Annotated in this window: 24 protein-coding genes; 17 read left to right on the top strand and 7 right to left on the bottom strand. The window is 62.8% G+C overall.

The window, feature by feature from the left end; translation table 11 throughout:
• Positions 1-80 precede the first annotated feature (80 nt).
• The 11 genes from M728_RS02175 to M728_RS02125 all read left to right on the top strand — a co-directional run bounded on the left by M728_RS02175 (position 81) and on the right by M728_RS02125 (position 10,958).
• Positions 81-668: a TetR/AcrR family transcriptional regulator gene (locus M728_RS02175; protein WP_026618386.1), complete on the top strand. Its 588-nt coding sequence runs from the start codon at positions 81-83 to the stop codon at positions 666-668.
• A gap of 123 nt (positions 669-791) precedes the next feature.
• Positions 792-2,078, top strand: coding sequence for a beta-ketoacyl-ACP synthase II (fabF, locus tag M728_RS02170; protein WP_026618385.1), 1,287 nt, complete (start codon positions 792-794; stop codon positions 2,076-2,078).
• A 78-nt stretch (positions 2,079-2,156) separates the two neighbouring features.
• Complete coding sequence (locus M728_RS02165; protein ID WP_026618384.1) at positions 2,157-2,972, top strand: oxidoreductase; 816 nt, start codon at positions 2,157-2,159, stop codon at positions 2,970-2,972.
• 282 nt (positions 2,973-3,254) lie between these two features.
• On the top strand, positions 3,255-3,803 hold the full coding sequence (locus M728_RS02160; RefSeq protein ID WP_026618383.1) for a Spy/CpxP family protein refolding chaperone: 549 nt from the start codon (positions 3,255-3,257) through the stop codon (positions 3,801-3,803).
• A gap of 37 nt (positions 3,804-3,840) precedes the next feature.
• A complete protein-coding gene (locus M728_RS02155) occupies positions 3,841-4,539 on the top strand; it encodes a response regulator (protein ID WP_026618382.1) in 699 nt (232 codons plus the stop codon).
• Between the two features lie 64 nt (positions 4,540-4,603).
• Positions 4,604-5,869: a HAMP domain-containing sensor histidine kinase gene (locus M728_RS02150; RefSeq protein WP_026618381.1), complete on the top strand. Its 1,266-nt coding sequence runs from the start codon at positions 4,604-4,606 to the stop codon at positions 5,867-5,869.
• Positions 5,870-6,043: 174 nt separating this feature from the next.
• Entirely contained in the window at positions 6,044-6,487 is a 444-nt protein-coding gene (msrB, locus tag M728_RS02145; protein ID WP_026618380.1) for a peptide-methionine (R)-S-oxide reductase MsrB, read from the top strand.
• Positions 6,488-6,994: a peptide-methionine (S)-S-oxide reductase MsrA gene (gene msrA, locus M728_RS02140; protein WP_026618379.1), complete on the top strand. Its 507-nt coding sequence runs from the start codon at positions 6,488-6,490 to the stop codon at positions 6,992-6,994. It begins immediately after the preceding gene.
• 96 nt (positions 6,995-7,090) lie between these two features.
• The gene (locus M728_RS02135; protein WP_051440795.1) at positions 7,091-8,053 is read left to right on the top strand and encodes an AraC family transcriptional regulator; all 963 of its coding nucleotides are present in this window, start codon (positions 7,091-7,093) and stop codon (positions 8,051-8,053) included.
• A 226-nt stretch (positions 8,054-8,279) separates the two neighbouring features.
• Entirely contained in the window at positions 8,280-8,738 is a 459-nt protein-coding gene (locus M728_RS02130; protein WP_026618377.1) for a (2Fe-2S)-binding protein, read from the top strand.
• A gap of 3 nt (positions 8,739-8,741) precedes the next feature.
• Positions 8,742-10,958 carry a xanthine dehydrogenase family protein molybdopterin-binding subunit gene (locus M728_RS02125; RefSeq protein WP_026618376.1) on the top strand — a complete coding sequence of 739 codons (2,217 nt, stop codon included), beginning with the start codon at positions 8,742-8,744 and terminating at the stop codon, positions 10,956-10,958.
• Between the two features lie 166 nt (positions 10,959-11,124).
• On the opposite strand, the gene M728_RS02120 is transcribed toward M728_RS02125, so the two are convergent.
• Together M728_RS02120 and M728_RS02115 are read right to left on the bottom strand one after the other, a co-directional pair.
• Complete coding sequence (locus M728_RS02120) at positions 11,125-11,493, bottom strand: hypothetical protein (protein ID WP_026618375.1); 369 nt, start codon at positions 11,491-11,493, stop codon at positions 11,125-11,127.
• A 109-nt stretch (positions 11,494-11,602) separates the two neighbouring features.
• Entirely contained in the window at positions 11,603-12,745 is a 1,143-nt protein-coding gene (locus M728_RS02115; protein WP_026618374.1) for a fumarylacetoacetate hydrolase family protein, read from the bottom strand.
• Between the two features lie 281 nt (positions 12,746-13,026).
• Between M728_RS02115 and M728_RS02110 the strand changes: the two genes are divergently transcribed.
• Both M728_RS02110 and M728_RS02105 read left to right on the top strand, forming a co-directional pair.
• Positions 13,027-13,401 (top strand): hypothetical protein, encoded by a 375-nt coding sequence (locus M728_RS02110; protein ID WP_026618373.1) that lies wholly within the window; start codon positions 13,027-13,029, stop codon positions 13,399-13,401.
• 202 nt (positions 13,402-13,603) lie between these two features.
• Positions 13,604-14,167: an MgtC/SapB family protein gene (locus tag M728_RS02105; RefSeq protein ID WP_026618372.1), complete on the top strand. Its 564-nt coding sequence runs from the start codon at positions 13,604-13,606 to the stop codon at positions 14,165-14,167.
• Between the two features lie 35 nt (positions 14,168-14,202).
• On the opposite strand, the gene M728_RS02100 is transcribed toward M728_RS02105, so the two are convergent.
• The 3 genes from M728_RS02100 to M728_RS02090 all read right to left on the bottom strand — a co-directional run bounded on the left by M728_RS02100 (position 14,203) and on the right by M728_RS02090 (position 16,291).
• Positions 14,203-14,451 carry a hypothetical protein gene (locus M728_RS02100; protein ID WP_026618371.1) on the bottom strand — a complete coding sequence of 83 codons (249 nt, stop codon included), beginning with the start codon at positions 14,449-14,451 and terminating at the stop codon, positions 14,203-14,205.
• 156 nt (positions 14,452-14,607) lie between these two features.
• Positions 14,608-15,861 (bottom strand): FAD-binding oxidoreductase, encoded by a 1,254-nt coding sequence (locus M728_RS02095; protein ID WP_026618370.1) that lies wholly within the window; start codon positions 15,859-15,861, stop codon positions 14,608-14,610.
• A gap of 265 nt (positions 15,862-16,126) precedes the next feature.
• The gene (locus M728_RS02090) at positions 16,127-16,291 is read right to left on the bottom strand and encodes a DUF1328 domain-containing protein (RefSeq protein WP_026613143.1); all 165 of its coding nucleotides are present in this window, start codon (positions 16,289-16,291) and stop codon (positions 16,127-16,129) included.
• A gap of 618 nt (positions 16,292-16,909) precedes the next feature.
• On the opposite strand from M728_RS02090, the gene M728_RS02085 reads away from it, so the two are divergent.
• Together M728_RS02085 and M728_RS02080 are read left to right on the top strand one after the other, a co-directional pair.
• On the top strand, positions 16,910-17,107 hold the full coding sequence (locus M728_RS02085; RefSeq protein ID WP_156943291.1) for a hypothetical protein: 198 nt from the start codon (positions 16,910-16,912) through the stop codon (positions 17,105-17,107).
• Positions 17,108-17,116: 9 nt separating this feature from the next.
• Entirely contained in the window at positions 17,117-17,365 is a 249-nt protein-coding gene (locus M728_RS02080; protein WP_026613145.1) for a YMGG-like glycine zipper-containing protein, read from the top strand.
• A 207-nt stretch (positions 17,366-17,572) separates the two neighbouring features.
• Here the strand turns inward: M728_RS02080 and M728_RS02075 are convergent, their stop codons facing one another.
• Positions 17,573-17,758, bottom strand: coding sequence for a NepR family anti-sigma factor (locus tag M728_RS02075; RefSeq protein WP_026618368.1), 186 nt, complete (start codon positions 17,756-17,758; stop codon positions 17,573-17,575).
• A 182-nt stretch (positions 17,759-17,940) separates the two neighbouring features.
• Between M728_RS02075 and M728_RS02070 the strand changes: the two genes are divergently transcribed.
• Both M728_RS02070 and M728_RS02065 read left to right on the top strand, forming a co-directional pair.
• Complete coding sequence (locus M728_RS02070) at positions 17,941-18,735, top strand: response regulator (protein ID WP_026618367.1); 795 nt, start codon at positions 17,941-17,943, stop codon at positions 18,733-18,735.
• Between the two features lie 58 nt (positions 18,736-18,793).
• A complete protein-coding gene (locus tag M728_RS02065; protein ID WP_370906481.1) occupies positions 18,794-18,847 on the top strand; it encodes a CxxxxCH/CxxCH domain-containing protein in 54 nt (17 codons plus the stop codon).
• 42 nt (positions 18,848-18,889) lie between these two features.
• Here M728_RS02065 and M728_RS02060 read toward each other — a convergent pair whose 3' ends face one another.
• Positions 18,890-20,014, bottom strand: coding sequence for an AI-2E family transporter (locus M728_RS02060; RefSeq protein ID WP_026618366.1), 1,125 nt, complete (start codon positions 20,012-20,014; stop codon positions 18,890-18,892).
• Positions 20,015-20,066 lie beyond the last annotated feature (52 nt).

Below are 20,066 nucleotides of genomic sequence, written 5' to 3'. Positions count from 1 at the left end.
ACGGGCGCTGCTTCTATTAGATTGCGATCTAAATCTAATCATAGTATAGATGTCAAGTGAAATCTAATTGGAGGTCGATCATGAGGGTTAGCCGCGCACAGGCGGAGGCAAATCGCGAAGCGGTCATCAACGCAGCAAGCCGGCTTTTTCGAGAGCACGGCTTCGACGGCATTGGGCTCAAGGATCTGATGAAAGGAGCCGGCGTGACTCAGGGCGGATTCTACAAGCAGTTCGATTCCAAGGACGATCTTGCGGCACAGGCTTCGAGGCGAGCGATGGAGCAGGCGACCCGCAGGTGGTCGGCTGTCGCTGCCGCGAGCCCCGACCCCTTTGAGGCCGTTATTGAGCTCTACCTGTCGCTGGGGCATCGCGAAGAGAAGAGCGACGGTTGTCCCTTGGTGGCGCTTGGCGCTGATGCGGCGCGTCAAAGCGAGAAGGTAAAGGCCCCGTTCCAGGACGGCATTCAAGCGCATCTTCAAATTCTCGAAGAACTGATGCCGGAGGCGGAAAGCCCAGAAGCCTATGGCAAAGCCATGGCGATGCTATCGCTCATGGTAGGTGCCGTGACGATTTCCCGGATCCTGAACGATAAAGAGCTGTCGCAGCGGTTTCTCAACGTGGCTGCCGACGAGGTTCGCCGGATTGCGGCGTCCGCCGGGAAAGCATGAGATCACTCCCGCTATCCCGCAGCGGCGTCATCGCTGTACCCGCGCCGACGCAAATCTTGGTTCCTCAAGATCGCCCAGCGCAGTCGCGCGGACGGATCCAACAAAATGACAACTGGAGAACACATGCGCCGTATCGTTGTTACAGGCATGGGAGCAGTTAGCCCGCTCGGAGCCAATGTGGCGGCTTCCTGGTCTCGGCTCTTGTCTGGCCGTTCGGGAATCCGGCGGCTTCCGGACGAAGTGGTGGGAGACCTGCCGGCGAAGATCGGCGGGACGGTTCCCTCTCTGGAAGAAGACCCCGAGGCGGGCTTCGATCCGAATACCGTCTTTGCTCCAAAGGATCAGCGCAAGGTAGACCGATTCATTCTCTTCGCACTGGCGGCGGCAGAAGAGGCGCTTGCGCAGGCGGGATGGAAGCCGGTCTCGGAAGATGACCGGACCCGCACCGCCACGATCATCGCTTCGGGCATTGGCGGGTTTCCGGCCATAACGGAGGCCGTGCGAACGGTTGATCAGCGCGGTGTGCGGCGTCTTTCACCCTTCACCGTACCGTCTTTCCTGGTGAACCTGGCAGCGGGACAAATTTCCATCCGGTGCGGCTTCAAAGGGCCGATCGGCGCACCGGTAACAGCGTGTGCCGCCGGCATTCAGGCGATTGGCGATGCGGCTCGTCTTATCCGCGCCAATGAAGCCGACATTGCCGTGTGCGGCGGAACGGAAGCGTGCATGAATATCGTCAGCCTCGGTGGTTTTGCCGCGGCACGCTCTCTTTCGACCGGCTTCAATGAAACGCCTGATCGGGCCTCGCGCCCCTTCGACATGTTGCGCGACGGCTTCGTCATGGGCGAAGGCGCCGGCATCCTGGTGATCGAGGCATTGAGCCACGCGCTCGCACGCGGCGCGAAGCCGATCGCCGAGCTCGTCGGCTACGGCACGACTGCGGACGCCCACCACGTCACGTCCGGTCCCGAGGACGGCGACGGCGCCCGCCGAGCCATGGAGATCGCGATTGCCCAGGCCGGAATCTCGCCGCGCGAGATCCGCCACCTCAATGCGCACGCGACCTCCACGCCAGTCGGCGACCTGGGGGAAATCGCGGCGATCAAGAGGGTCTTCGGCGCGGATTTCAGCGTGGCTGTCAGCGGAACGAAGTCGGCCACCGGCCACCTGCTCGGAGCCGCCGGCGGGCTTGAAGCGATTTTCACGATCCTGGCGCTTAGGGATCAGACGGCCCCGCCGACGCTCAATTTGAGCGCTCCTGATCCGGCTGCCGACGGGATTGACTTCATCGCAAACCAGGCCCGGCCAACGGAGATGGACTACGCGATCTCCAACGGCTTCGGCTTCGGAGGTGTCAACGCCAGCGCCGTGTTTCGACGATGGACTGACAAGCTTGCCGCCCGTGACTGAAGCTTAGCCGGGCAGCATGAACGAGAGCGCTTGCGTCATTCCCCCACGAACTCCAGCACAAAGAAGGAAGCAATTTCAATGAACAAAGCCAATCTTGGGGTCGCCCTGGTAACTGGGGCATCGACCGGCATCGGGCACGCGACGGCCAGAGCCTTGCAGAAGGCGGGCTTTCACGTCTTCGGAACCAGCCGTCGCGCGGTGCCCGAAAGATCCGATGGCGTCACCATGCTGACCTGTGACGTGACCGATGACGCATCCGTGGCGAAACTGGTCGAGGAGGTGCTTGCCGAGACAGGGCGTATCGACCTGCTTGTCAACAATGCCGGCATTGGACTGCTCGGCGGCGCGGAGGAGTCCTCAACCGCCCAGGCACAGGCGCTGTTCGACGTGAACGTCTTCGGCGTGCTCCGCATGACCAACGCGGTGTTGCCAACCATGCGGAGTCAAGGCAAGGGCAGGATCATCAACATAAGTTCCATTCTGGGGCTGATCCCCTCCCCCTACAATGCGCTTTATGCATCGACCAAGCATGCCGTCGAAGGCTACTCCGAATCGCTCGATCACGAACTGCGCACATTCGGAATTCGGGTCGCGCTGGTCGAGCCCGGCTTTACCCGCACGGCGTTCGAGGAAAACATAACCAGGCCCGATCGCTCCCTTGCTGTCTACGACGCGGTGCGCGCTGACATGGAAGTGCACATGCAGAAGAGCGTCGAAAGAGGCGACGACCCCGAGGTCGTGGCCGAGACCGTTGTCAAAGCGGCAACGGCTAAGGCGCCGAGAAGACGCTATACCGCGGGAAAGCTGGCCGGCCAAGTTCGCTTGCTGCGCCGTTTCGTCCCCGAATCCGCGTTCGACAAGAGCTTGCGGAAACAGACCGGGCTGCCGGTCTGACGTGGACAATGTTCGTCTCGCGCGCGGCAACTTGATCGAACTAGGCGAAATGCTTGATGCCTTCGCTCGCCCCGTCTGTGACCGCGGCGCGCCTCTTCCACATTCGCGAAAGAGCGAGACCATTATCTCTCGAGTACGGAGACCGCCGCTCGCCACCACCCTTTGCAGACGATGCGCGCCGAACCGCTTCACATTTCTTTACATTCGTCCAGAACGCTCGAAACGTTGCCCGGTTAGCTTTCCTCCATTGCAGCAGGTGCTGCGGAGTGAAAGGAGACCATTATGGAAAACGAAGACAAGAACCTTTCGAGCCCGGCCGCCGGCGAGCCCGCCTCGAAAGGATGGGGCCGGCGCGCCGCGATCGGCGGCATCGCGGCCGTCGCCGTTGTCGGCGCGGTCGGTTTTGCTGCCGCGCGCAGCGATGATTTCGGCTTCGGCATGGGTCGTTTCGGCATGGGCGGCCATGTGATGCAGGCGCATATGGGAGGTGGCTTCATGGAACACCGGATCGGCTCCGTGCTCGATGAGCTCGACGCGACGCCCGAGCAGGAAGACAAGCTTTGGGACATAATCGACAAGGCGCGCGCTGAGATCCGACCGACGTTCCGGGACTTCCGCGAGACGCGTGAGGAGGTTATCGAACTCCTCGGCGCATCGACCATCGACCGCGCCGCCGCCGAGAAGCTGCGCAGCGAACGCATCGCGGCCATCGACGAGGCCTCGCGCAAGATGACGACGGCGCTCCTCGACGCCGCCGAAGTACTGACGCCGGAGCAGCGCGCCAAGCTGGTCGAACATTTGAAGGAGCGCAGGGGCCACGGCCGGTGGTAAGAGTGAATCGACCGGGTGACTGAAAGGAGCGCAAGAGATGGCGGAACGGGTCTTGATTGTCGACGACGACACGCGCCTCTCCGCCATGCTCTCGGACTATCTCTCCGGAAACGGCTACACCGTCCACACCGCGGCGACGGCCACAGCGGGCCTCAGCGACCTCGGCCGCCGTGCGCCGGACGTCGTGATTCTCGATGTCATGCTGCCGGACCTTGACGGCTTCGAGACCTGCCGGCGCATGCGCGCGGCCTCGGACGTGCCGATCCTGATGCTCACGGCCAAAGGCGAGGAGACGGACCGCATCGTCGGTCTGGAGCTCGGAGCCGACGATTATCTCCCAAAGCCCTTCAATCCGCGCGAACTGCTGGCCCGGCTGAAGGCGATCCTGCGCCGCCGCAACGGCAGCGCGGCGGTTTCGCGGACCTTACGTTTCGGACGGCTGGAGATCGATCCGGGATCCCGCTCGGTCAGGATCGACGGCCGCGAATGTGTGCTAACCAGCTACCAGTTCGACCTGCTCGTGGCGCTTGCCGAAAATGCCGGCCGTACGCTCTCACGCGAGCAATTGATGGACACGGTCAAGGGCGAGGAGCTGGATGCCTTCGACCGTTCCATCGACGTCCATGTCTCGCGCATCAGGGCGGCCATAGAGAGCGATCCGAAGCACCCGAGGCGCATCATAACCGTGCGCGGCGCCGGTTATGTCTTTGCCCGTTTTCAGGACGACGAAAGATAATGCGTGTCGCCCAAAAGTATGCGGCGGTTTTGGGACGACATGCATCAAAACAGAGACCTAGAGCATGCGCAGCCGGTTGTTCCTGAAGATCTACCTGACGTTGCTGGCGAGCCTTGCCGCAGTCGCCGTCGCCAGCGCGGCCTTCGTGTGGCTGGGACAGGGAGAGGAGGAATCCGGTTGGCAGAGCCAACGCGCGCGGTTCGTCGCCGCGCTCATTCCGCCCGACGCGGACCGGCAATCGGTCGGGGCGACGCTCAAGCGGCTTTCACGAGCCTTTGACGCCGACATAGCGGTATACGATCCGCGCGGCAGGCTGATCGCGAGTGCCGGCCAGCCGCTCCCCCGCGACATGGTCGAGCGGCCCTGGCGCCACGGCCCGCGCGGTAACTTTCACACCATGATGACCGAGTTGCCCGACGGTCGCACTGTCGCCGCGCGCATGGAGAGGCCTTTACGGCCGGCCGGCCGCAATCCGCTCGCCTATCTGGCGTTGATCGCCGGCGTCATCGGACTCGCCGCTTATCCGGTGGTGCGTCACCTGACGCGCCGGCTGGAGCGGTTGCGCGCGGGCGTCGATGCCTGGGGGCGGGGCGATTTCGTGGCTCGCGTGCCGGCGGACGGCAGCGATGAGGTCGCGGCGGTGGCGAAGAGCTTCAACAGCGCCGCCGATCACGTCGAGCGGCTGATCAAGTCACACCGCGCCCTGCTCGCCAATGCCAGCCACGAATTGCGCTCGCCGCTTGCGCGCCTGCGGATCGCGATCGACCTCTATGAGCAGGCGCCGAGCGGGAACCGCAGGGAGGAGATCGTCCGCAACCTCGCCGAGCTGGACACGCTGGTCGAGGAAATCCTGCTGGCGAGCAGGCTCGACCACGTCGAAAAACTCGATTCGACGGCGTCCGTCGACCTTCTGGCTCTGGTCTCGGAAGAAGGGGCGCGCAACGGCGTCGAGGTCTCCGGCACACCCGCGACTGTCATGGGCGATGCGCGCCTCATCGGCAGGCTGGTGCGCAATCTGATGCAGAACGCGCTGCGCCACGGCAGCCCGCCCGTCATAGCCACGGTCGCGCAGGCGGACAGCATGGTGGAACTCAGGGTCCGCGACCACGGGCCGGGCATACCGGCTGGCGAGAGCGCCCGCGTTTTCGAGCCGTTCTATAGGCCCTCGGGACGCAGCGAGGCCACGGGCGGCTGGGGCTTAGGGCTGGCGCTGGTGCGCCAGATCGCCGAGCGCCACGGCGGCGCGGTCCGTTACGAAACCCCGTCGGACGGCGGCGCCTGTTTCGTCGTGACGCTGCCGGTGCATCGGGCCGCCCGAAAGATGAACTGAGGTGTCCGCAATGCGGGGAGCCACCCACTGGCCGCTCGCAGCCCGGCGCGACTAGACGTGAGCCGGAGAGCTGTCCTTGTCCCGCGACTATTGAATCTATGCGCAGCCTATATTGGAAATCCTCGTGGCCCCTCGCCATATTCAGGCAACACATCCACGAGCGGAGATAGGGCAATGACCTACGCAAAGACGGACGAAGCAGTCAGGAAGCTTACGCCCGAGCAGTATCGGGTGACCCAGCAGAACGGCACGGAACGCCCCTTCACAGGGGAGCATAATGACAACAAAAGGCCGGGGATCTATGTTGACATTGTTTCCGGCGAACCGCTGTTCGCCTCGACCGACAAATTCGATTCCGGCTGCGGCTGGCCGAGCTTCACCAAGCCGATCGTACCGGCAAATGTGAAAGAACTGCGGGATGACTCCTATGGCATGACCCGCACCGAGGTGCGCTCCGCCCATGGTGACAGTCACCTCGGTCATGTGTTTCCCGACGGCCCTCAGGACCGCGGCGGGCTGCGTTACTGCATCAATTCCGCTGCACTGCGCTTCATTTCGCGCGAGGAAATGGAGGCCGAGGGCTACGGCGCGTATATCAACCAGGTGGAGGATATCTGAATGACCGAGAGAGCTGTTTTGGCTGGTGGCTGCTTCTGGGGGATGCAGGACTTGATCCGCAAGCTCCCCGGAGTCATTGCGACCCGCGTGGGCTACACCGGCGGCGACGTCCCGAATGCGACCTACCGCAATCATGGTACCCACGCCGAGGGCATCGAGATCATCTTCGATCCCGAGACCATCAGCTACAGGCGGATTCTGGAGTTCTTCTTCCAGATTCACGACCCGACCACGAGAAACCAGCAGGGCAATGACGTCGGCAGTTCCTACCGGTCGGCGATCTACTACGTCGACGATGAACAGAAACGAATAGCCGAGGACACCATCGCAGACGTCGACGCTTCCGGTCTCTGGCCTGGAAAGGTCGTGACCGAAGTCGAGCCGGTCGGAGACTTCTGGGAGGCCGAGCCAGAGCACCAGGATTACCTGGAGCGCTACCCCAACGGCTATACCTGCCACTTCCCGCGCCCCAATTGGGTGCTGCCCCGGCGGAAGGCGGCCGAATAGCCGGCGGCTCCGCCGAGTAAGAATTGCCTAATCCTCTCGACATCAAAATAATGTGATAAGAATTGGATTGACGGGGTGTTCGGGAAGAACGAAGCGATGGAGATGAGCAACACCAGGATCGAGCATCATCGCCTGCGCGAGGAAACCGCGCCCATTCGCGCGCGCATTCTGGACCGACTGGCGCAACTGCCTTGGGACGGCGTCCGTTACAATCATGCGATTCCGGGTCTATCGCTCTATCGCATCGTCGCGCCGGCGGGGCCTTTCACCAGTGTCTCCGAGCCGATCGTGTCGATGATCGTCAAGGGCAGCAAGCGTGTCCATGTCGGCCAGAAAACGCTTGTCTACGATGAATCCTGCTTTTTCCTGAGCGCCGTCGGCCTGCCGATGACCGGCCATGTCTGCGAGGCAAGCGAGCGGGAACCCTACGTAGCCGCCGCCCTGCGCCTGGACCTCGAGAAGCTGCGGCGGATCATCGCCGACCACGATGTACACTCGAGGGAGGCGCCCGATCGCGGCCTCGGCGTCGCCATCGGCGCCGGCACGCCGGAACTGTTCGATGCTCTGTTGCGATTGATTTCACTGGCGAACGCGCCCGAACACATCCCGTTTCTGGCCGGTCACATCGAAAATGAGATCCTCTACCGGCTGCTGACCAGCGAGCAGGGCCCGCAATTGCGGCGTTTCGCGCTTGCCGGCACCAACAGCAACCGCGTGGCAAAGGCGATCGCCTGGCTCAAGGAAAATTACGCGCGGCCGCTGCGCGTCGAAGAACTGGCGGAGATCGCGAATATGGGGGTATCGACCCTGCACCATCATTTCCGCGCCATGACCGCCATGAGCCCGTTGCAGTTCCAGAAGCATTTGAGACTGCATCACGCGCGCGAACTCATGCTCTCGCAGTCGCTCGATGCGGCAACGGCCGCAATGCGCGTCGGCTATGAGAGCCCGACCCAGTTCAGCCGGGAATATCGACGTGCCTTCGGCCATCCCCCGCTGCGTGACATCAAGGCGATCCTGAACTCCGACGATTCGAACAGGCGCGACTCCATCGGTTAGCGCTGCTGCCGCCAGGACACATCTTTTTGCCGGGCGAGCCGTGGCGCTTTGTCCGATGATCACGATTGCGTTAGATCGACAGGAATAGGCAATAATCCGAGAGGATTGTACCTACCAAGGACATGGCATCGCCGCATAAGCTGCTGCCCGCAATCTGGCGAACGTGGGCGTGGACGGCCTTGTCGGCGCATCCCGCGGCCACTCGCCACAACGCGAGGAAAGCAGCATGATAACGGTTACGATCAACGGCGTTGAACACTCGGTCGACGCCGAGGCGGATATGCCGCTTCTCTGGGTGATCCGCGATCTCGTCGGATTGACGGGTACGAAATTCGGCTGCGGCATGGCGCAATGCGGCGCCTGCACGGTCTATGTCGATGGTTCGCCCGTCCGGTCCTGCCAGACCTTCATCGGCGACATCGAAGGTTCGCAGGTGACCACCATTGAGGGCCTCCAGGGCAAGGTCGCGGAAACGGTCCAGGCCGTCTGGGCCGATCTCGACGTGCCGCAATGCGGCTACTGCCAGTCGGGCCAGATCATGTCGGCAACCGATCTGCTTACGAACAATCCCAAGCCCAGCGATGCGGACATAGACTCGGCGATGTCGGGCAATCTCTGTCGTTGCGCCACCTATCATCGCATTCGTGCCGGCATTCACGAAGCCGCAAAGCGTCTGGAGGCGTAAGTCATGATCCCCAAACTGATGCAATCGATTGCCCTTCCCGCCACACGGGTCGAGGCGTCGCGTCGGCAGTTCCTGCTCGGGGCGCTTGCCGCCGGAACCGGCATCGCGGTCGGCTTTCGCCTTCTCTCTGCTTCCCCGGCAGCCGCGAGCGAGACTGCGGAAGAGAGCCGTCCCCACGCTTTTTCCCCCTATGTGACGATCGATGGCGAGGGAAAGGTGACCGTCCTCTCGTCGCAGTTCGAGATGGGCCAGGGCTCCTATAACGGCATCGCCACGCTGGTGGCGGAAGAACTCGATGCCGATTGGTCGACGATCGAGGTGAAGGGCGCCGCCGGCAATATACCAGCCTACGGCAATATCGCCTTCGGCGGCACGATGCAGGGCACGGGAGGGTCGACCTCCATGTCGACCTCATGGGAACGCTATCGCAAGGCCGGCGCTGCCGCCCGCACCATGCTGGTCGCCGCCGCGGCCGCCGAGTGGGGTGTCGACGCGACGGAGATCACCGTCCAGAACGGCATTCTTGCCCATCCATCCGGCAAGAGCGGCGGCTTCGGGGAATTTGCCGCCAAGGCGGCGAGCACACCCGTGCCGGCCGATGTGAAGCTCAAGCAGCCGAGTAATTGGAAGCTCATCGGCAATGCCAAGCTGAAGCGTTTCGACAGCGCCCGCAAGGCAAACGGGACCGAGCAATACACGATTGACGTCAAGCTTCCAGGCATGCTGACGGCGGTGATGATCCATCCGCCTGTCTTCGGCGCGAAGGCGAAGTCCTTCGATGCTTCGGCTGCCCGCCCCATCAAGGGCGTGCTCGACGTCGTCGAGACGCCGCGCGGCATTGCCGTGGTCGCCGAACATATGTGGGCGGCGATCAAGGGGCGCGATGCGGTCACCGTCGAGTGGGACGAGACGCCGGCCGAAAAGCGCGGAACGACCGAACTTATGTCCATGTATCGCGATCTTGCGGGCACGGCCCCCGCGGCATTCGCGCGCAAGGACGGTGATGCCGAGGCTGCGTTCGCAGAAGCAGCGAAAGTCATAGAGGCAAGTTTCGAGTTTCCTTATCTGGCTCATGCGGCACTGGAACCGTTGAATGCGGTCGCGCGCATGAACGACGACGGCACGCTCGAAGTCTGGGGCGGGCATCAGCTCCCCGACGTCTACCAGAAGCTCGCCAGCGATATCGCCGGAGTGCCTCTCGAAAAGATCCGTCTCAACGTCATGAAGACCGGCGGCAGTTTTGGCAGGCGGGCCGTGTTTGACGGCGACGTGGTTGCCGAGGCGGTGCATGTCGCCAAGGCCATCGGCTTTCGTGCGCCCGTTAAGGTGCAATGGACGCGGGAGGACGATATGCGCGCGGGGCGCTATCGACCCGCCTACGTGCACAGGCTGAAGGCCGGCATCGACCAGAACGGAAGGATCGTTGGCTGGAGCAATCACATCGTTGGCCAGTCGATCATGGCTAAGACCGCCTGGGACAGCATGGTTCAGAACGGAGTCGACCCGACCTCCGTCGAAGGGGCGAATAACCTACCCTATGCCATGCCGAACCAAATGGTCGGCCTGACAACGACGGACGCCGGCGTTCCGGTTCTGTGGTGGCGCTCGGTCGGCTCGACCCACACCGCCTTCGCCGCCGAAACATTCCTCGACGAGGTGGCCGAGGCGGCGGGACGTGATCCGGTCGAGTTCCGTCTTTCGATGCTCGAACCGGAATCGCGTCACGCGACCGTGCTGAAGCTCGCGGCGGAAAAGGCAGGGTGGGAGAAGCCGCTCGCTCAAGGCCGCTTCCGCGGTGTTGCCGTCGCCGAAAGCTTCGGCTCGGTCGTGGCTCAGATTGCGGAGGTTTCGGCTGACGGGAACGGCGGGATCAAGGTCGAGCGGGTCGTCGCCGCCGTGGATTGCGGCCTGGCGATCAATCCGGACCAGGTCCGCGCCCAAGTGGAAGGCGGCATTGGCTTCGGGCTCAGCGCCATACTGGGCGAGGAAATCACGCTCACCGACGGCAAGGTCGACCAGGGCAACTTCGACACGTATACGCCACTGAGGATCGATGCGATGCCAAAGGTGGAGGTGCACATCGTCGCCTCCGCCAATCCGCCCTCGGGCATCGGCGAGCCCGGTGTTCCACCGATCGGCCCTGCCGTCGCGAACGCGGCCTATAGAGCGCTTGGCAAGCGGATCCGCGTCTTGCCGTTCGCAAGATCGCTCAACGCCTAGATCACGATGATTTTAGGTCGGATCGACCTAAAATCATGAACGTGATCAACTCTAACAAGTTAGCGCGGGATGCGGGCGGAAAACCGCGCACACTTTTCCTCATCCCGCGCGAGCCTCGGTAGGTTCGGCCGCGCGTCCCGGCCGGACCTGCTTTCTTGCTCTCCGTCTATTTCGGGCTTGAATAGAACTGCAGCGTAAACACCGTGCCCGCGACTGCGTCGGCAAGTTCCTTCGAGAATTCCAACGGCGTGCAATTCTGCAAGGCCGCAGTGGCGGCTGCGACGAATGCCTTGCGCTGCTCCCCGTCCCCGGAGACGCGGCTCGCCGTCGGCTGCGGCGGACCCATCAGCGTGCCGTCGCCACGGAAGGCGAATCTCAGCGTGACGAAAGAGTCCTCGAAGCCGGCCGGCGGGGTCCAGCATTTGCTGAGCGCCGCCCCGAGATCGTCCACCGTGTTCAATGGCTGCGCGCAAAGCTCACCCGTCGAAACGACGAGAAGCGCGCCGGTGAATGCCAGTTTTGCGACCATATACATGCCCACAACCCATCTCCAGATCGAGCGCGAAACTAGCATATTCCCGACGTGACGCGGAAGAACTCGCCTGCCAAACAGACGAGCGTGCACACGCCTTTGCTGACTTTGGTCAGAGCAGGCCGCGTTTGGCCAAATTGCGCATCAGGGTGGCCGTGCCGAAGGTCCAGGCCGGGCAGTCGGTCGAAAGCTGCACCTGGTTGACGAGGCTTCCGAGCGCTGGGCTTGAGATCGTCACCACGTCGCCGACTTTGTGCGTGAAACCCTGCCCCGGTTCGCCGCGATCCTCCACGGGAGCGAAGAGCGTGCCCATGAAGAGCATCAGACCATCCGGATATTGGTGATGCCGACCGATCGTCTGGCTGACGAGGTCAAGCGGGTCGCGGCTAATCTCGCGCATGGTGCTCGCGCCTTCGAGCCGGAAGCCGTCCGGCCCCTCGATCAGGAGATCGAGATCGGCCTCACGCACGTCGTCGATCGAATAGGTCTCGTCAAAGAGGCGGATGAACGGACCGATCGAGCAGGAGGCATTGTTGTCCTTGGCTTTGCCCAGGAGCAGCGCCGAGCGGCCTTCGACGTCTCGCAGGTTGACGTCGTTGCCGAGTGTCGCACCCTTGACGCGGCCGTCGGAAGCGACCGCCAGCACGATTTCCGGCTCCGGATTGTTCCAGCGCGAAATCGGATGCAGACCGACGGCGGCGCCCCAGCCGACGGAGGAGAGCGGCTGCGCCTTGGTGAAGACCTCGGCGTCGGGACCGATGCCAACTTCGAGATATTGTGACCAGACGCCCTCCTCGATCAGCGCCGCCTTGACGCGTGCTGCCTCGGACGAGCCGGCCTTCAAGTTCCTGAGGCTGTCTCCGATGATCGCCGTCAGCCGTTCGCGAATGCCTTCGGCACGCGTGGCGTCTCCGGCGGCGCGCTCCTCGATGACGCGTTCGATCATCGAACGGGCGAAGGTGACGCCGCAAGCCTTGATCGCCTGGAGATCGCAAGGGGCGAGCAGGTGGACCTCGCTCCTTGCCCTCGGCTCCGCCGCCGCCATCACGGCGCCAAGAGGGGCGATAATCTCGCCGGGGGCCGAGCGGGCGTAGGCTGCGGGGTCTTCGAGTTCGAGAAGGTCGCGCATTGTCGGCGTTTCCTTCGCGGTGATGTCGACCAACTGCCCCTGCCGGACGGTCACGAGGCTCGGCCCTTCGACATCCGGCCGCCAGGCGCGCCCGACGAAAGTTCCAGTCTCAAAGCTATCAGTCATCGCGTCTCCTCCCCTGCGCGCAGTTTTCCGTCGAAATGACAACCGCTTTTTGCAGTTGAAGTGCCTCCCTGTAAAGCACCTTCGAGCGAGAAGTTGCGCGCCTGGCATCCATGCAACGGAACCTTGCAAGTTCTCGGGCGTTTAATATTTTATCGTGCGGCCATCCGGCCGCAGCGATGTCGCAACTATACTTGCGATGGCACGGAAGTCCCTCCTTAAGTCCTTGCTGATTTAGGGATCCACGCGCGAAGATTGCTGGCGGGGACGAAGGCCCAGAAAGGATGTGTGCGATGAATCAGCACGAAGAAATCAAGGACAAACCGCCGCTCGATCCTGCGACAGGCCAACCGACCCCGCGGGCCCCCGAAGTGGAAACCAGATCGCGCCGCAGCAGCTGGCCATTGCTTATCATTCTCCTCGCGGGCCTTGTGCTCGCGCTGATCGCGTGGCTGCCTGCAGAGTTGACGAGGGATGCGGAGAACGAACCGGCCGCGCCTGGTCAATCGACGACGACCGCACCCACCGGCCAATCGGCACCGGGCGACCAGACCACGCCGCCGGCCGGCGGGACGGCGACGCCCGCCGCCCCTGAGACGCAGCCGCAGACGCCGGCTCCGGCCACGCCGACACAGCCGCAGAGCACTCCGGCGCAATAGCCCTGAAGGGAGGCTCTCTTTCGAGCGGGACGACGTATGCACTCGCCATCCCGCTCTTGCGTGAGCGCTACAGCGCCGTGCATCTTTTCAGTCGCACAAACGTTGCTGTAGCACTTTGAACCGCTGCGTGTTCTCATCCTTAAACCGGTGCCGATCTAAGGAAAACTGCAGCAGTAGGTCGGAGCATCCGAGTTCGCCGGCTATGGATCAGATCGTTTCCGACATCCTCGTTACCACGCATACACCCTACCCGGTGATCTTCGCGCGTCTCTGCGGCGCCATCGTGCTCGGCGGACTCATCGGCATCGAGCGGGAGAAGCGGCAACGCCCCGCGGGTCTCAGGACCCATATTCTCGTCAGCCTCGCTTCAGCGATCCTCGCAGTGATCGCCGTCGAAAGCGTGCATCAGACGGGCCTTTCCGGTCCCGAGGTGCGCATCGATCCGATCCGTGTCGTGGAAGCGGTCACCGCGGGGGTGGCCTTTCTCGCGGCCGGCATGATCGTCTTTTCCAAGGGCGAGGTGAAAGGTCTGACGACGGGCGCCGGCATGTGGCTCGCCGGTGCAGCCGGGCTGTCTATCGGTTTCGGCTTGTGGCTGATCGCCATTTTTGCCGCTTTCGCCAGCCTTGTGGTGCTTTTTGTTCTCGGAAAGCTCGAGGTCGCGCTGCATTGGAAGGAGCCGGAAGAGTCCTTCCAGGACAGCGCCGCCGAGCAGGGCGATAAAGACTCCGCAGCGCGGAGCGAAGCGGCTTCGGAGCGACGATAGCGGATCGAATGCGGACCGCCCGCATCCGGGCGGGGTTACGACAGTCCCGAAGCGGCCGCGGTCTCCGGACCGGCAGACGGGAGACCGCCTGCCCTGAATACCGGAGCCCGTCGCTGCAGCACATGGAGCGCGGCTATCGCTTTGCGGGCCTCGTCGGGCGTGGCGAACACCCGTCCATCCAGGGACCAGACGCTGTATTTGACGGCCAGAAAACGCAGTTGACCATTGTCGGGGACCAGCGCGCCGACAGCCTCGCCGGCAAACTCTACCGTCTGCTTGCTCATCGTGTGTGGAACTCCTCCCTCGCCTGAGCAAACCCCAAGCGGGCCGAAAATCGACTTCAGCCGCGGGAGAAACACTCGACCTCCCGTTTGGTTCCCGACCCGAGACGAAAAAAAGCGGCGACGCCGCCGTTCCGCCTCGAGCGAATCCCGCTCTGCTCAGGCGAGGAAACGCTCCGGCCGATAGGGGGCGATGTCGATCACCGTCTTCTCGCTGGTCATCGCCTCCGCGAGCGCGCGGCCGGTGACCGGACCGAGGGTCATGCCGTGATGCGCGTGGCCGAAGGCGAACCACAGGCCCTCGTGCCGCGGCGCCTTGCCGATGATCGGCATCATATCGGGCGTGCAGGGGCGTGCGCCCATCCACGGCTCCTCGTCTCGCCGCTCGGCCAGCGGGAAGAATTCGCGCGCGACCCGCTCCGCCCGGGTCAGTTGCACCGGCGTTTTCGGCGCGTCGCGCAGCGCGAATTCGGCGCCGGTCGTCAGGCGGATGCCGCGCAACATCGGCGCCAGGAAATAACCCATCTCGGCATCGAGCACCCAGTTGTTGAGCTGGGCGCCGTCCCTGGTGCCATAATGCATGTGATAGCCGCGCTTGACCGCGAGCGGAAAATGATAGCCGAGCTTGCGTGTCACCGTGTCGGCCCAGGGGCCGAGGGCGACCACGACTTCCCTGGTCTCCAGCGGACCCTCCGGTGTCGCCACGCGCCAACCGGCCCCCTCGAGAATGTGTTCAAGAGTGGCCGCATCGCCGGAAACGAGCCGCCCGCCGAGCGATTGGAAATAGGCGAGATAAGCCTTGTTCAGGCTGTGCGGGTCGCGAATCGACCAGGGATCGGTCCAGCGCAGACCGCCGGCGAGCTCCACCTGGATCGACGGCTCGATCGTCTTGAGTTCGCTCGTCGAAAGCTTCTGGTGGTTGACGCCGAACCCGGCGGAGAGCCGTTCGGCATCCTTGTAGGCCGCGTCGCGCTCCTTCTCGGTACGGAACACCTTCATCCAGCCTTCCTTGCGAATGAGGTCACCGGCGCCCGAAGCCTCGATCAGATCCCTGTGTTCGGCAATCGAGTGCTCGATGAGGGGGGCGTAGAGATGTGCGATCCGCTGGTGCTGGGTGAATCCGGAGTGCCACCAGTAGCGCACCAGGAATGGTACCAGTCCCGGCAATGCACGGAAGTGATAGCTGGCGTCGATCGTATTGTTCAGCGCGTAGCGAAAAAGCGCCCCGAAATCATGCGGAAAACCATAAGGGAAAACGCCCTCGCGCTGGATGAGGCCGGCATTGCCGTAGGATGTCTCCTCCCCCGGGCCGCGACGGTCGAGAAGGACGACCGATTTTCCGCGCCGCGCCAGGTGGATGGCCGAGGAAATGCCCACGATACCCGCGCCGAGTACCACCACGTCCGTCTTCATAGCCGATCCCCATTTGCGCGATCATAGACGACGAGGAGCCATCGGCTCGAGAGGATGATACGCTCGACAATAAGTTCCAGGGATTTCATGGGATGCTGCTGTTCCTGACATAGAAGGGCGGGCTATCCGCATGAATAGCCAAGCGGACCTGCCAGAGCAAGGGACCAGGATGTCGCCCCAACCGAAAGGGGTGAGCTCTGTGCTCACCCCTTCAAACGCGTGAATTCGGTAAGCCTACTTCGGCCGCCGGGGAGGCCCTGCGGCCTCAGGTCCGGCGGATTAGACCCGCCACGAGCGATATCACCAGAAGGACGAGAAACAGGAAGAACAGAACCTGGGCAATCCCAGCCGACGCACCGGCGATGCCGCCGAAACCGAGGATACCGGCTATGATTGCAATGACCAGAAACACGAGAGCATAGTAAAGCATCTGCTATCTCCTTGCCTCAGTTACCGAATTGAAAACGCGTGGCGGTCGGCCTTGTTCCGGAATCGGGCCGCTGGCGAATCGCGGCGGACATCTCTGGGATGTTTGCCCCGGCTCCGAAACCATTGATTAACCAAGAAAACTGGAAATCGGCGGAAACAGCGGCTCATGAGCAGGGTGACAGGAACCTTCGACAGGTCTCGGCGTTGTCGGGAAGAAATGAAGATTCCCTCGCGACATATATGGAAAACGGTGAACGATATCCCCCGACACAGGGCGGATCGGTCGAACCAAAACCTGCATATCGGCAGAACGATGCGGGACCTCCAGCGGCATACCGAGGAAAAACACAATATGCGCCTTCAGGCTCTTCTGGAGCGCCTGGAGCAAACCGAACGCAAGATGCGAAATTGAACGGCGCCTGCCGGTCGAAAGCGGCGGCGACTTCGATCATGATGTGAGCCTATTCGACGAGGCCGGCGGTCAAGCGTTGAGCACCGGTGACCGGAGGGAGGCAAGAACCATGCGCGCGACCGTCCTATGGCGCGGAACAAAAGGCGCCAGTCGGCGTTTTGGCGACAATGACGAGCGCCGCGGCGGCGGCATCCGTGGGAGATAGGAATGCCAACCTTCGTGGCGCCTGCTACGATCATCTCGGCAATGGCGGGAACGCAGCGGGATGACGCCCGTCTCGGAGGCACGAGCTCTGCGCTTACCCGCGATTCCACCCCATCGTCGTCATTCCGGTCGGTCGCAAGTCCCGGTGGCCGGGCGGCACTGTTCGGCGTCTCCAGCAGTTCGGTAACCAAGTTCGGATAGGAACGCATCATGAAGAAGATACTTCTCGTCGCAAGCCTGATCCTTCCCCTGGCCGCCTGCACGCAAACGGAAAGGGGCGCAGCAATCGGCGCCGCTTCCGGCGGTATCATCGGCGGGGCCATTTCGAACGACGTGAGGGGAGCTGCAGTCGGCGCTGCCGTCGGCGGCGTTGCCGGCGCTCTCATCGGCCGTGCGAGCGAGCCCGGATACTGCGTCTACCGCGACCGCTACGGCCGCCGCTACACCGCGCGGTGCTGATTGCGGGCGTGGCTAACGCGGAAGCGGCATCGACCCGGTTACGGTAGCTCGGGTCACGGACTCCGGAGGGAGCTGATCTCGACGCGTTCGCGATCACTGTCGCTCCTGACCGGGGTGCGTGCTGCCTTCACACCCGCGACGGTCCATGCCCATGCATTTGCAGGAAAGGCGGCGGATATCGGCGCCACATGGGGTATTTCAGCCGCGCTATCGTCGCTTCTCGGCCTCATCGAGGCGCTGCAGGAGGTCGATAAAATGCTGCGGCACAGGCTCGCTCTCCACCGCCTGATAAAGCGCCTTCAACTTCGAAGCAATTTGCGTGTGGGGATCTGTTTTTTCGGCGCGGCCGGCGGATGCGCCTCGCGCTCTGCGTCCACTGGAGGTTTCATTCATTTTCCGCTTCCGTGCGGCGGAGACCCGACACCCGCGCTCCCGGCCGCTCTCAATCCATTTTCCGTCATCCGATATTCGAGGATTTCCATAATCCAAAAGACGTGCTCAAAACTTTGACGTATCCTGCTGCATGCACCTTCAGCAGCACGAGACGACACGCACAATAGTTTAGGAAGGCCTAAATGTCACTTTCCACGAGGATTGCGCCCCACCTGCCCTATCTGCGCCGCTATGCCCGCTCCGTGACCGGCTCGCAGGCGGCCGGCGATGCCTATGTCGCGGCGGTGCTGGAAGCGCTGATCGACGACATCGGGCTCTTTCCGGCCGCCTCCAGCGATCGCATCGCTCTCTACAAGCTTTTCTGTTCCCTCTTCGGCAAGCTGAAGGTGGACTTGTCGCAGTTCACATCGCCGTTTGCTTGGGAGCAGAGGGCTGCGGCCAACCTGGCGATCATGGCGCCGCCACGACGGCAGGCATTTCTGCTCGTTGCGCTCGAGGGATTCTCGACCGGCGAAGCCGCCGAAATCATGGGGCTCGATCAAGGCGCCTTCTCCAAACTGCTCGCCAGCGCCTCGGAGGAGATTTCGCGCCAGGTGGCAACCGACGTATTGATCATCGAAGATGAACCGCTGATCGCGATGGACATCGAGGACATGGTGAGGAGCCTCGGGCACCGGGTGACCGGGATTGCGCGCACGCGCTCCGAAGCGCTCGATCTCTACCGCGCAACATCGCCAAAGATGATTCTCGCCGACATCCAGCTTGCCGACGGCAGTTCCGGCATCGACGCCGTCAACGACATTCTCACGCAGGCGGCCGTTCCCGTCATCTTCATCACCGCTTTTCCGGAGCGGCTCCTGACCGGCAAGAAGCCGGAACCCGCTTTCCTGGTGACCAAGCCCTTCAACCCGGAAACGGTGAAAGCGCTGATCAGCCAGGCTCTCTTCTTTAACGAAGAGGCGCACGCGGGAGGCTGATAAGGCCCCCCTCTTCCTTATCGCGCCCTACTGCATGTTTCCTTAAATCGTAGCCGATTTGAGAACAAAAACATGCAGCAATTCGAAGTGCCACAGCGTCCTTTGTGCGTGAGAAGACGCACGGCACTGTAGCCACCGTTTGCGCTTTCCGGCGTCAGCCGGGCAACTGCCGTTCCGCCGGGGCCTCGACCACCTGCTCGAAAATGGTCATTGCGATCAGCGAAAGGGGAAAAGCGAGTATCGCCCCGACGGCACCCCACATCCACGTCCAGAATATGATCGCGACGAAAACCAGAAAGGGGTTGATGGCGAAGCGGTGGCCAAGGACCGCCGGCACCAGCAGGTTTTCCATGGCGAGATGAACGAAGAAGAAGGCGACAGCCGGCGCGAGCGCAAAGAGCAGCGCGTCGTGCGTCATCAATCCGGCAACGAGCAATGACAGAGTCATGAAGGTGACGCCGAGATAGGGAATGAAACTCGAAACAAAAGCGAAGAGGCCCCAAAGCGGCGGCACCGCCAGTCCTCCGATCAGCGCGATCACCATGGTCAACGCGCCGAGCGCCAGGTAGATGAGGCTGGCCGTCGAGAAATAGCGCGCAAGCGCGTCTTCGAGCGCGTTCATGATCCTGATCGCGCTCAAGCGACCATCGCGGCTGGCAAAGGCAAGAATGATAGTGCTGCGCAACTGGACACGGCCAAGCAGAAACAGGACAAGCGCAGCAAGGAAGATCAATGTCTGGACCAGAGCCGGCGTGAGGCTTGCCGCGACCGCCCCAAGCAGCGGCCCCGCATTCTTGACGATAGCGTCCGCAAGCGCTTCCTCACCGTTACCGCGAGCAAGCGCTATGTCCAGCCATTCAAAACGTTTCAGATATGGCAGTATCCGCTCCATAAGACCTTGGGCGAGCCGCGGCGCCTCGCGTGCGACGTCCGTCACCGGGCCGAGCAGAGCATTTATCAGGGACAAAAGACCCACCACGAAGAAGAAGGCCAGCAACAGGCCGCCGAATATCGGGGGAAGACCGAACCGCTCCAATTCGTCGGCTGCCCTGCCGAGAACAATACCGATGATGACCGCAAAGGCGATCGGCATCAGGATCGCTTCCATCGCGTAAACGGCTGCCGACAAGGCAATGACGAACAGCCCGACGATGCTCCAGGTGAGCAGCGGGTCGGCGCCATCGCGTTTGCGCGGCTTCGATGCCTCCGCCAGGGCGATTTCCCTCTCCGCCTCGCGCTTGCGTCTGCGGTCAACCGTTGGTCGCCTCGCTATGTCCATCGGCACCTACCTTTCGGATGGTCCCTCCGCCTCGGACGCGACACGCACGCGG

This window comes from Ensifer sp. WSM1721, assembly GCF_000513895.2.
Classification (GTDB): domain Bacteria; phylum Pseudomonadota; class Alphaproteobacteria; order Rhizobiales; family Rhizobiaceae; genus Sinorhizobium.
Note: the sequence above shows the minus strand (reverse complement) of the source record. Positions and strands in the feature narration are given on the sequence as shown.

What these genes read in the sequence shown, in the direction of transcription:
- M728_RS02175 (WP_026618386.1), top strand. Translation starts at nt 81, where the DNA reads ATGAGGGTTAGCCGCGCACAGGCGGAGGCAAATCGCGAAGCGGTCATC.
- fabF (WP_026618385.1), top strand. Translation starts at nt 792, where the DNA reads ATGCGCCGTATCGTTGTTACAGGCATGGGAGCAGTTAGCCCGCTCGGA.
- M728_RS02165 (WP_026618384.1), top strand. Translation starts at nt 2,157, where the DNA reads ATGAACAAAGCCAATCTTGGGGTCGCCCTGGTAACTGGGGCATCGACC.
- M728_RS02160 (WP_026618383.1), top strand. Translation starts at nt 3,255, where the DNA reads ATGGAAAACGAAGACAAGAACCTTTCGAGCCCGGCCGCCGGCGAGCCC.
- M728_RS02155 (WP_026618382.1), top strand. Translation starts at nt 3,841, where the DNA reads ATGGCGGAACGGGTCTTGATTGTCGACGACGACACGCGCCTCTCCGCC.
- M728_RS02150 (WP_026618381.1), top strand. Translation starts at nt 4,604, where the DNA reads ATGCGCAGCCGGTTGTTCCTGAAGATCTACCTGACGTTGCTGGCGAGC.
- msrB (WP_026618380.1), top strand. Translation starts at nt 6,044, where the DNA reads ATGACCTACGCAAAGACGGACGAAGCAGTCAGGAAGCTTACGCCCGAG.
- msrA (WP_026618379.1), top strand. Translation starts at nt 6,488, where the DNA reads ATGACCGAGAGAGCTGTTTTGGCTGGTGGCTGCTTCTGGGGGATGCAG.
- M728_RS02135 (WP_051440795.1), top strand. Translation starts at nt 7,091, where the DNA reads ATGGAGATGAGCAACACCAGGATCGAGCATCATCGCCTGCGCGAGGAA.
- M728_RS02130 (WP_026618377.1), top strand. Translation starts at nt 8,280, where the DNA reads ATGATAACGGTTACGATCAACGGCGTTGAACACTCGGTCGACGCCGAG.
- M728_RS02125 (WP_026618376.1), top strand. Translation starts at nt 8,742, where the DNA reads ATGATCCCCAAACTGATGCAATCGATTGCCCTTCCCGCCACACGGGTC.
- M728_RS02120 (WP_026618375.1), bottom strand. Translation starts at nt 11,493, where the DNA reads ATGTATATGGTCGCAAAACTGGCATTCACCGGCGCGCTTCTCGTCGTT.
- M728_RS02115 (WP_026618374.1), bottom strand. Translation starts at nt 12,745, where the DNA reads ATGACTGATAGCTTTGAGACTGGAACTTTCGTCGGGCGCGCCTGGCGG.
- M728_RS02110 (WP_026618373.1), top strand. Translation starts at nt 13,027, where the DNA reads ATGTGTGCGATGAATCAGCACGAAGAAATCAAGGACAAACCGCCGCTC.
- M728_RS02105 (WP_026618372.1), top strand. Translation starts at nt 13,604, where the DNA reads ATGGATCAGATCGTTTCCGACATCCTCGTTACCACGCATACACCCTAC.
- M728_RS02100 (WP_026618371.1), bottom strand. Translation starts at nt 14,451, where the DNA reads ATGAGCAAGCAGACGGTAGAGTTTGCCGGCGAGGCTGTCGGCGCGCTG.
- M728_RS02095 (WP_026618370.1), bottom strand. Translation starts at nt 15,861, where the DNA reads ATGAAGACGGACGTGGTGGTACTCGGCGCGGGTATCGTGGGCATTTCC.
- M728_RS02090 (WP_026613143.1), bottom strand. Translation starts at nt 16,291, where the DNA reads ATGCTTTACTATGCTCTCGTGTTTCTGGTCATTGCAATCATAGCCGGT.
- M728_RS02085 (WP_156943291.1), top strand. Translation starts at nt 16,910, where the DNA reads ATGCCAACCTTCGTGGCGCCTGCTACGATCATCTCGGCAATGGCGGGA.
- M728_RS02080 (WP_026613145.1), top strand. Translation starts at nt 17,117, where the DNA reads ATGAAGAAGATACTTCTCGTCGCAAGCCTGATCCTTCCCCTGGCCGCC.
- M728_RS02075 (WP_026618368.1), bottom strand. Translation starts at nt 17,758, where the DNA reads ATGAATGAAACCTCCAGTGGACGCAGAGCGCGAGGCGCATCCGCCGGC.
- M728_RS02070 (WP_026618367.1), top strand. Translation starts at nt 17,941, where the DNA reads ATGTCACTTTCCACGAGGATTGCGCCCCACCTGCCCTATCTGCGCCGC.
- M728_RS02060 (WP_026618366.1), bottom strand. Translation starts at nt 20,014, where the DNA reads ATGGACATAGCGAGGCGACCAACGGTTGACCGCAGACGCAAGCGCGAG.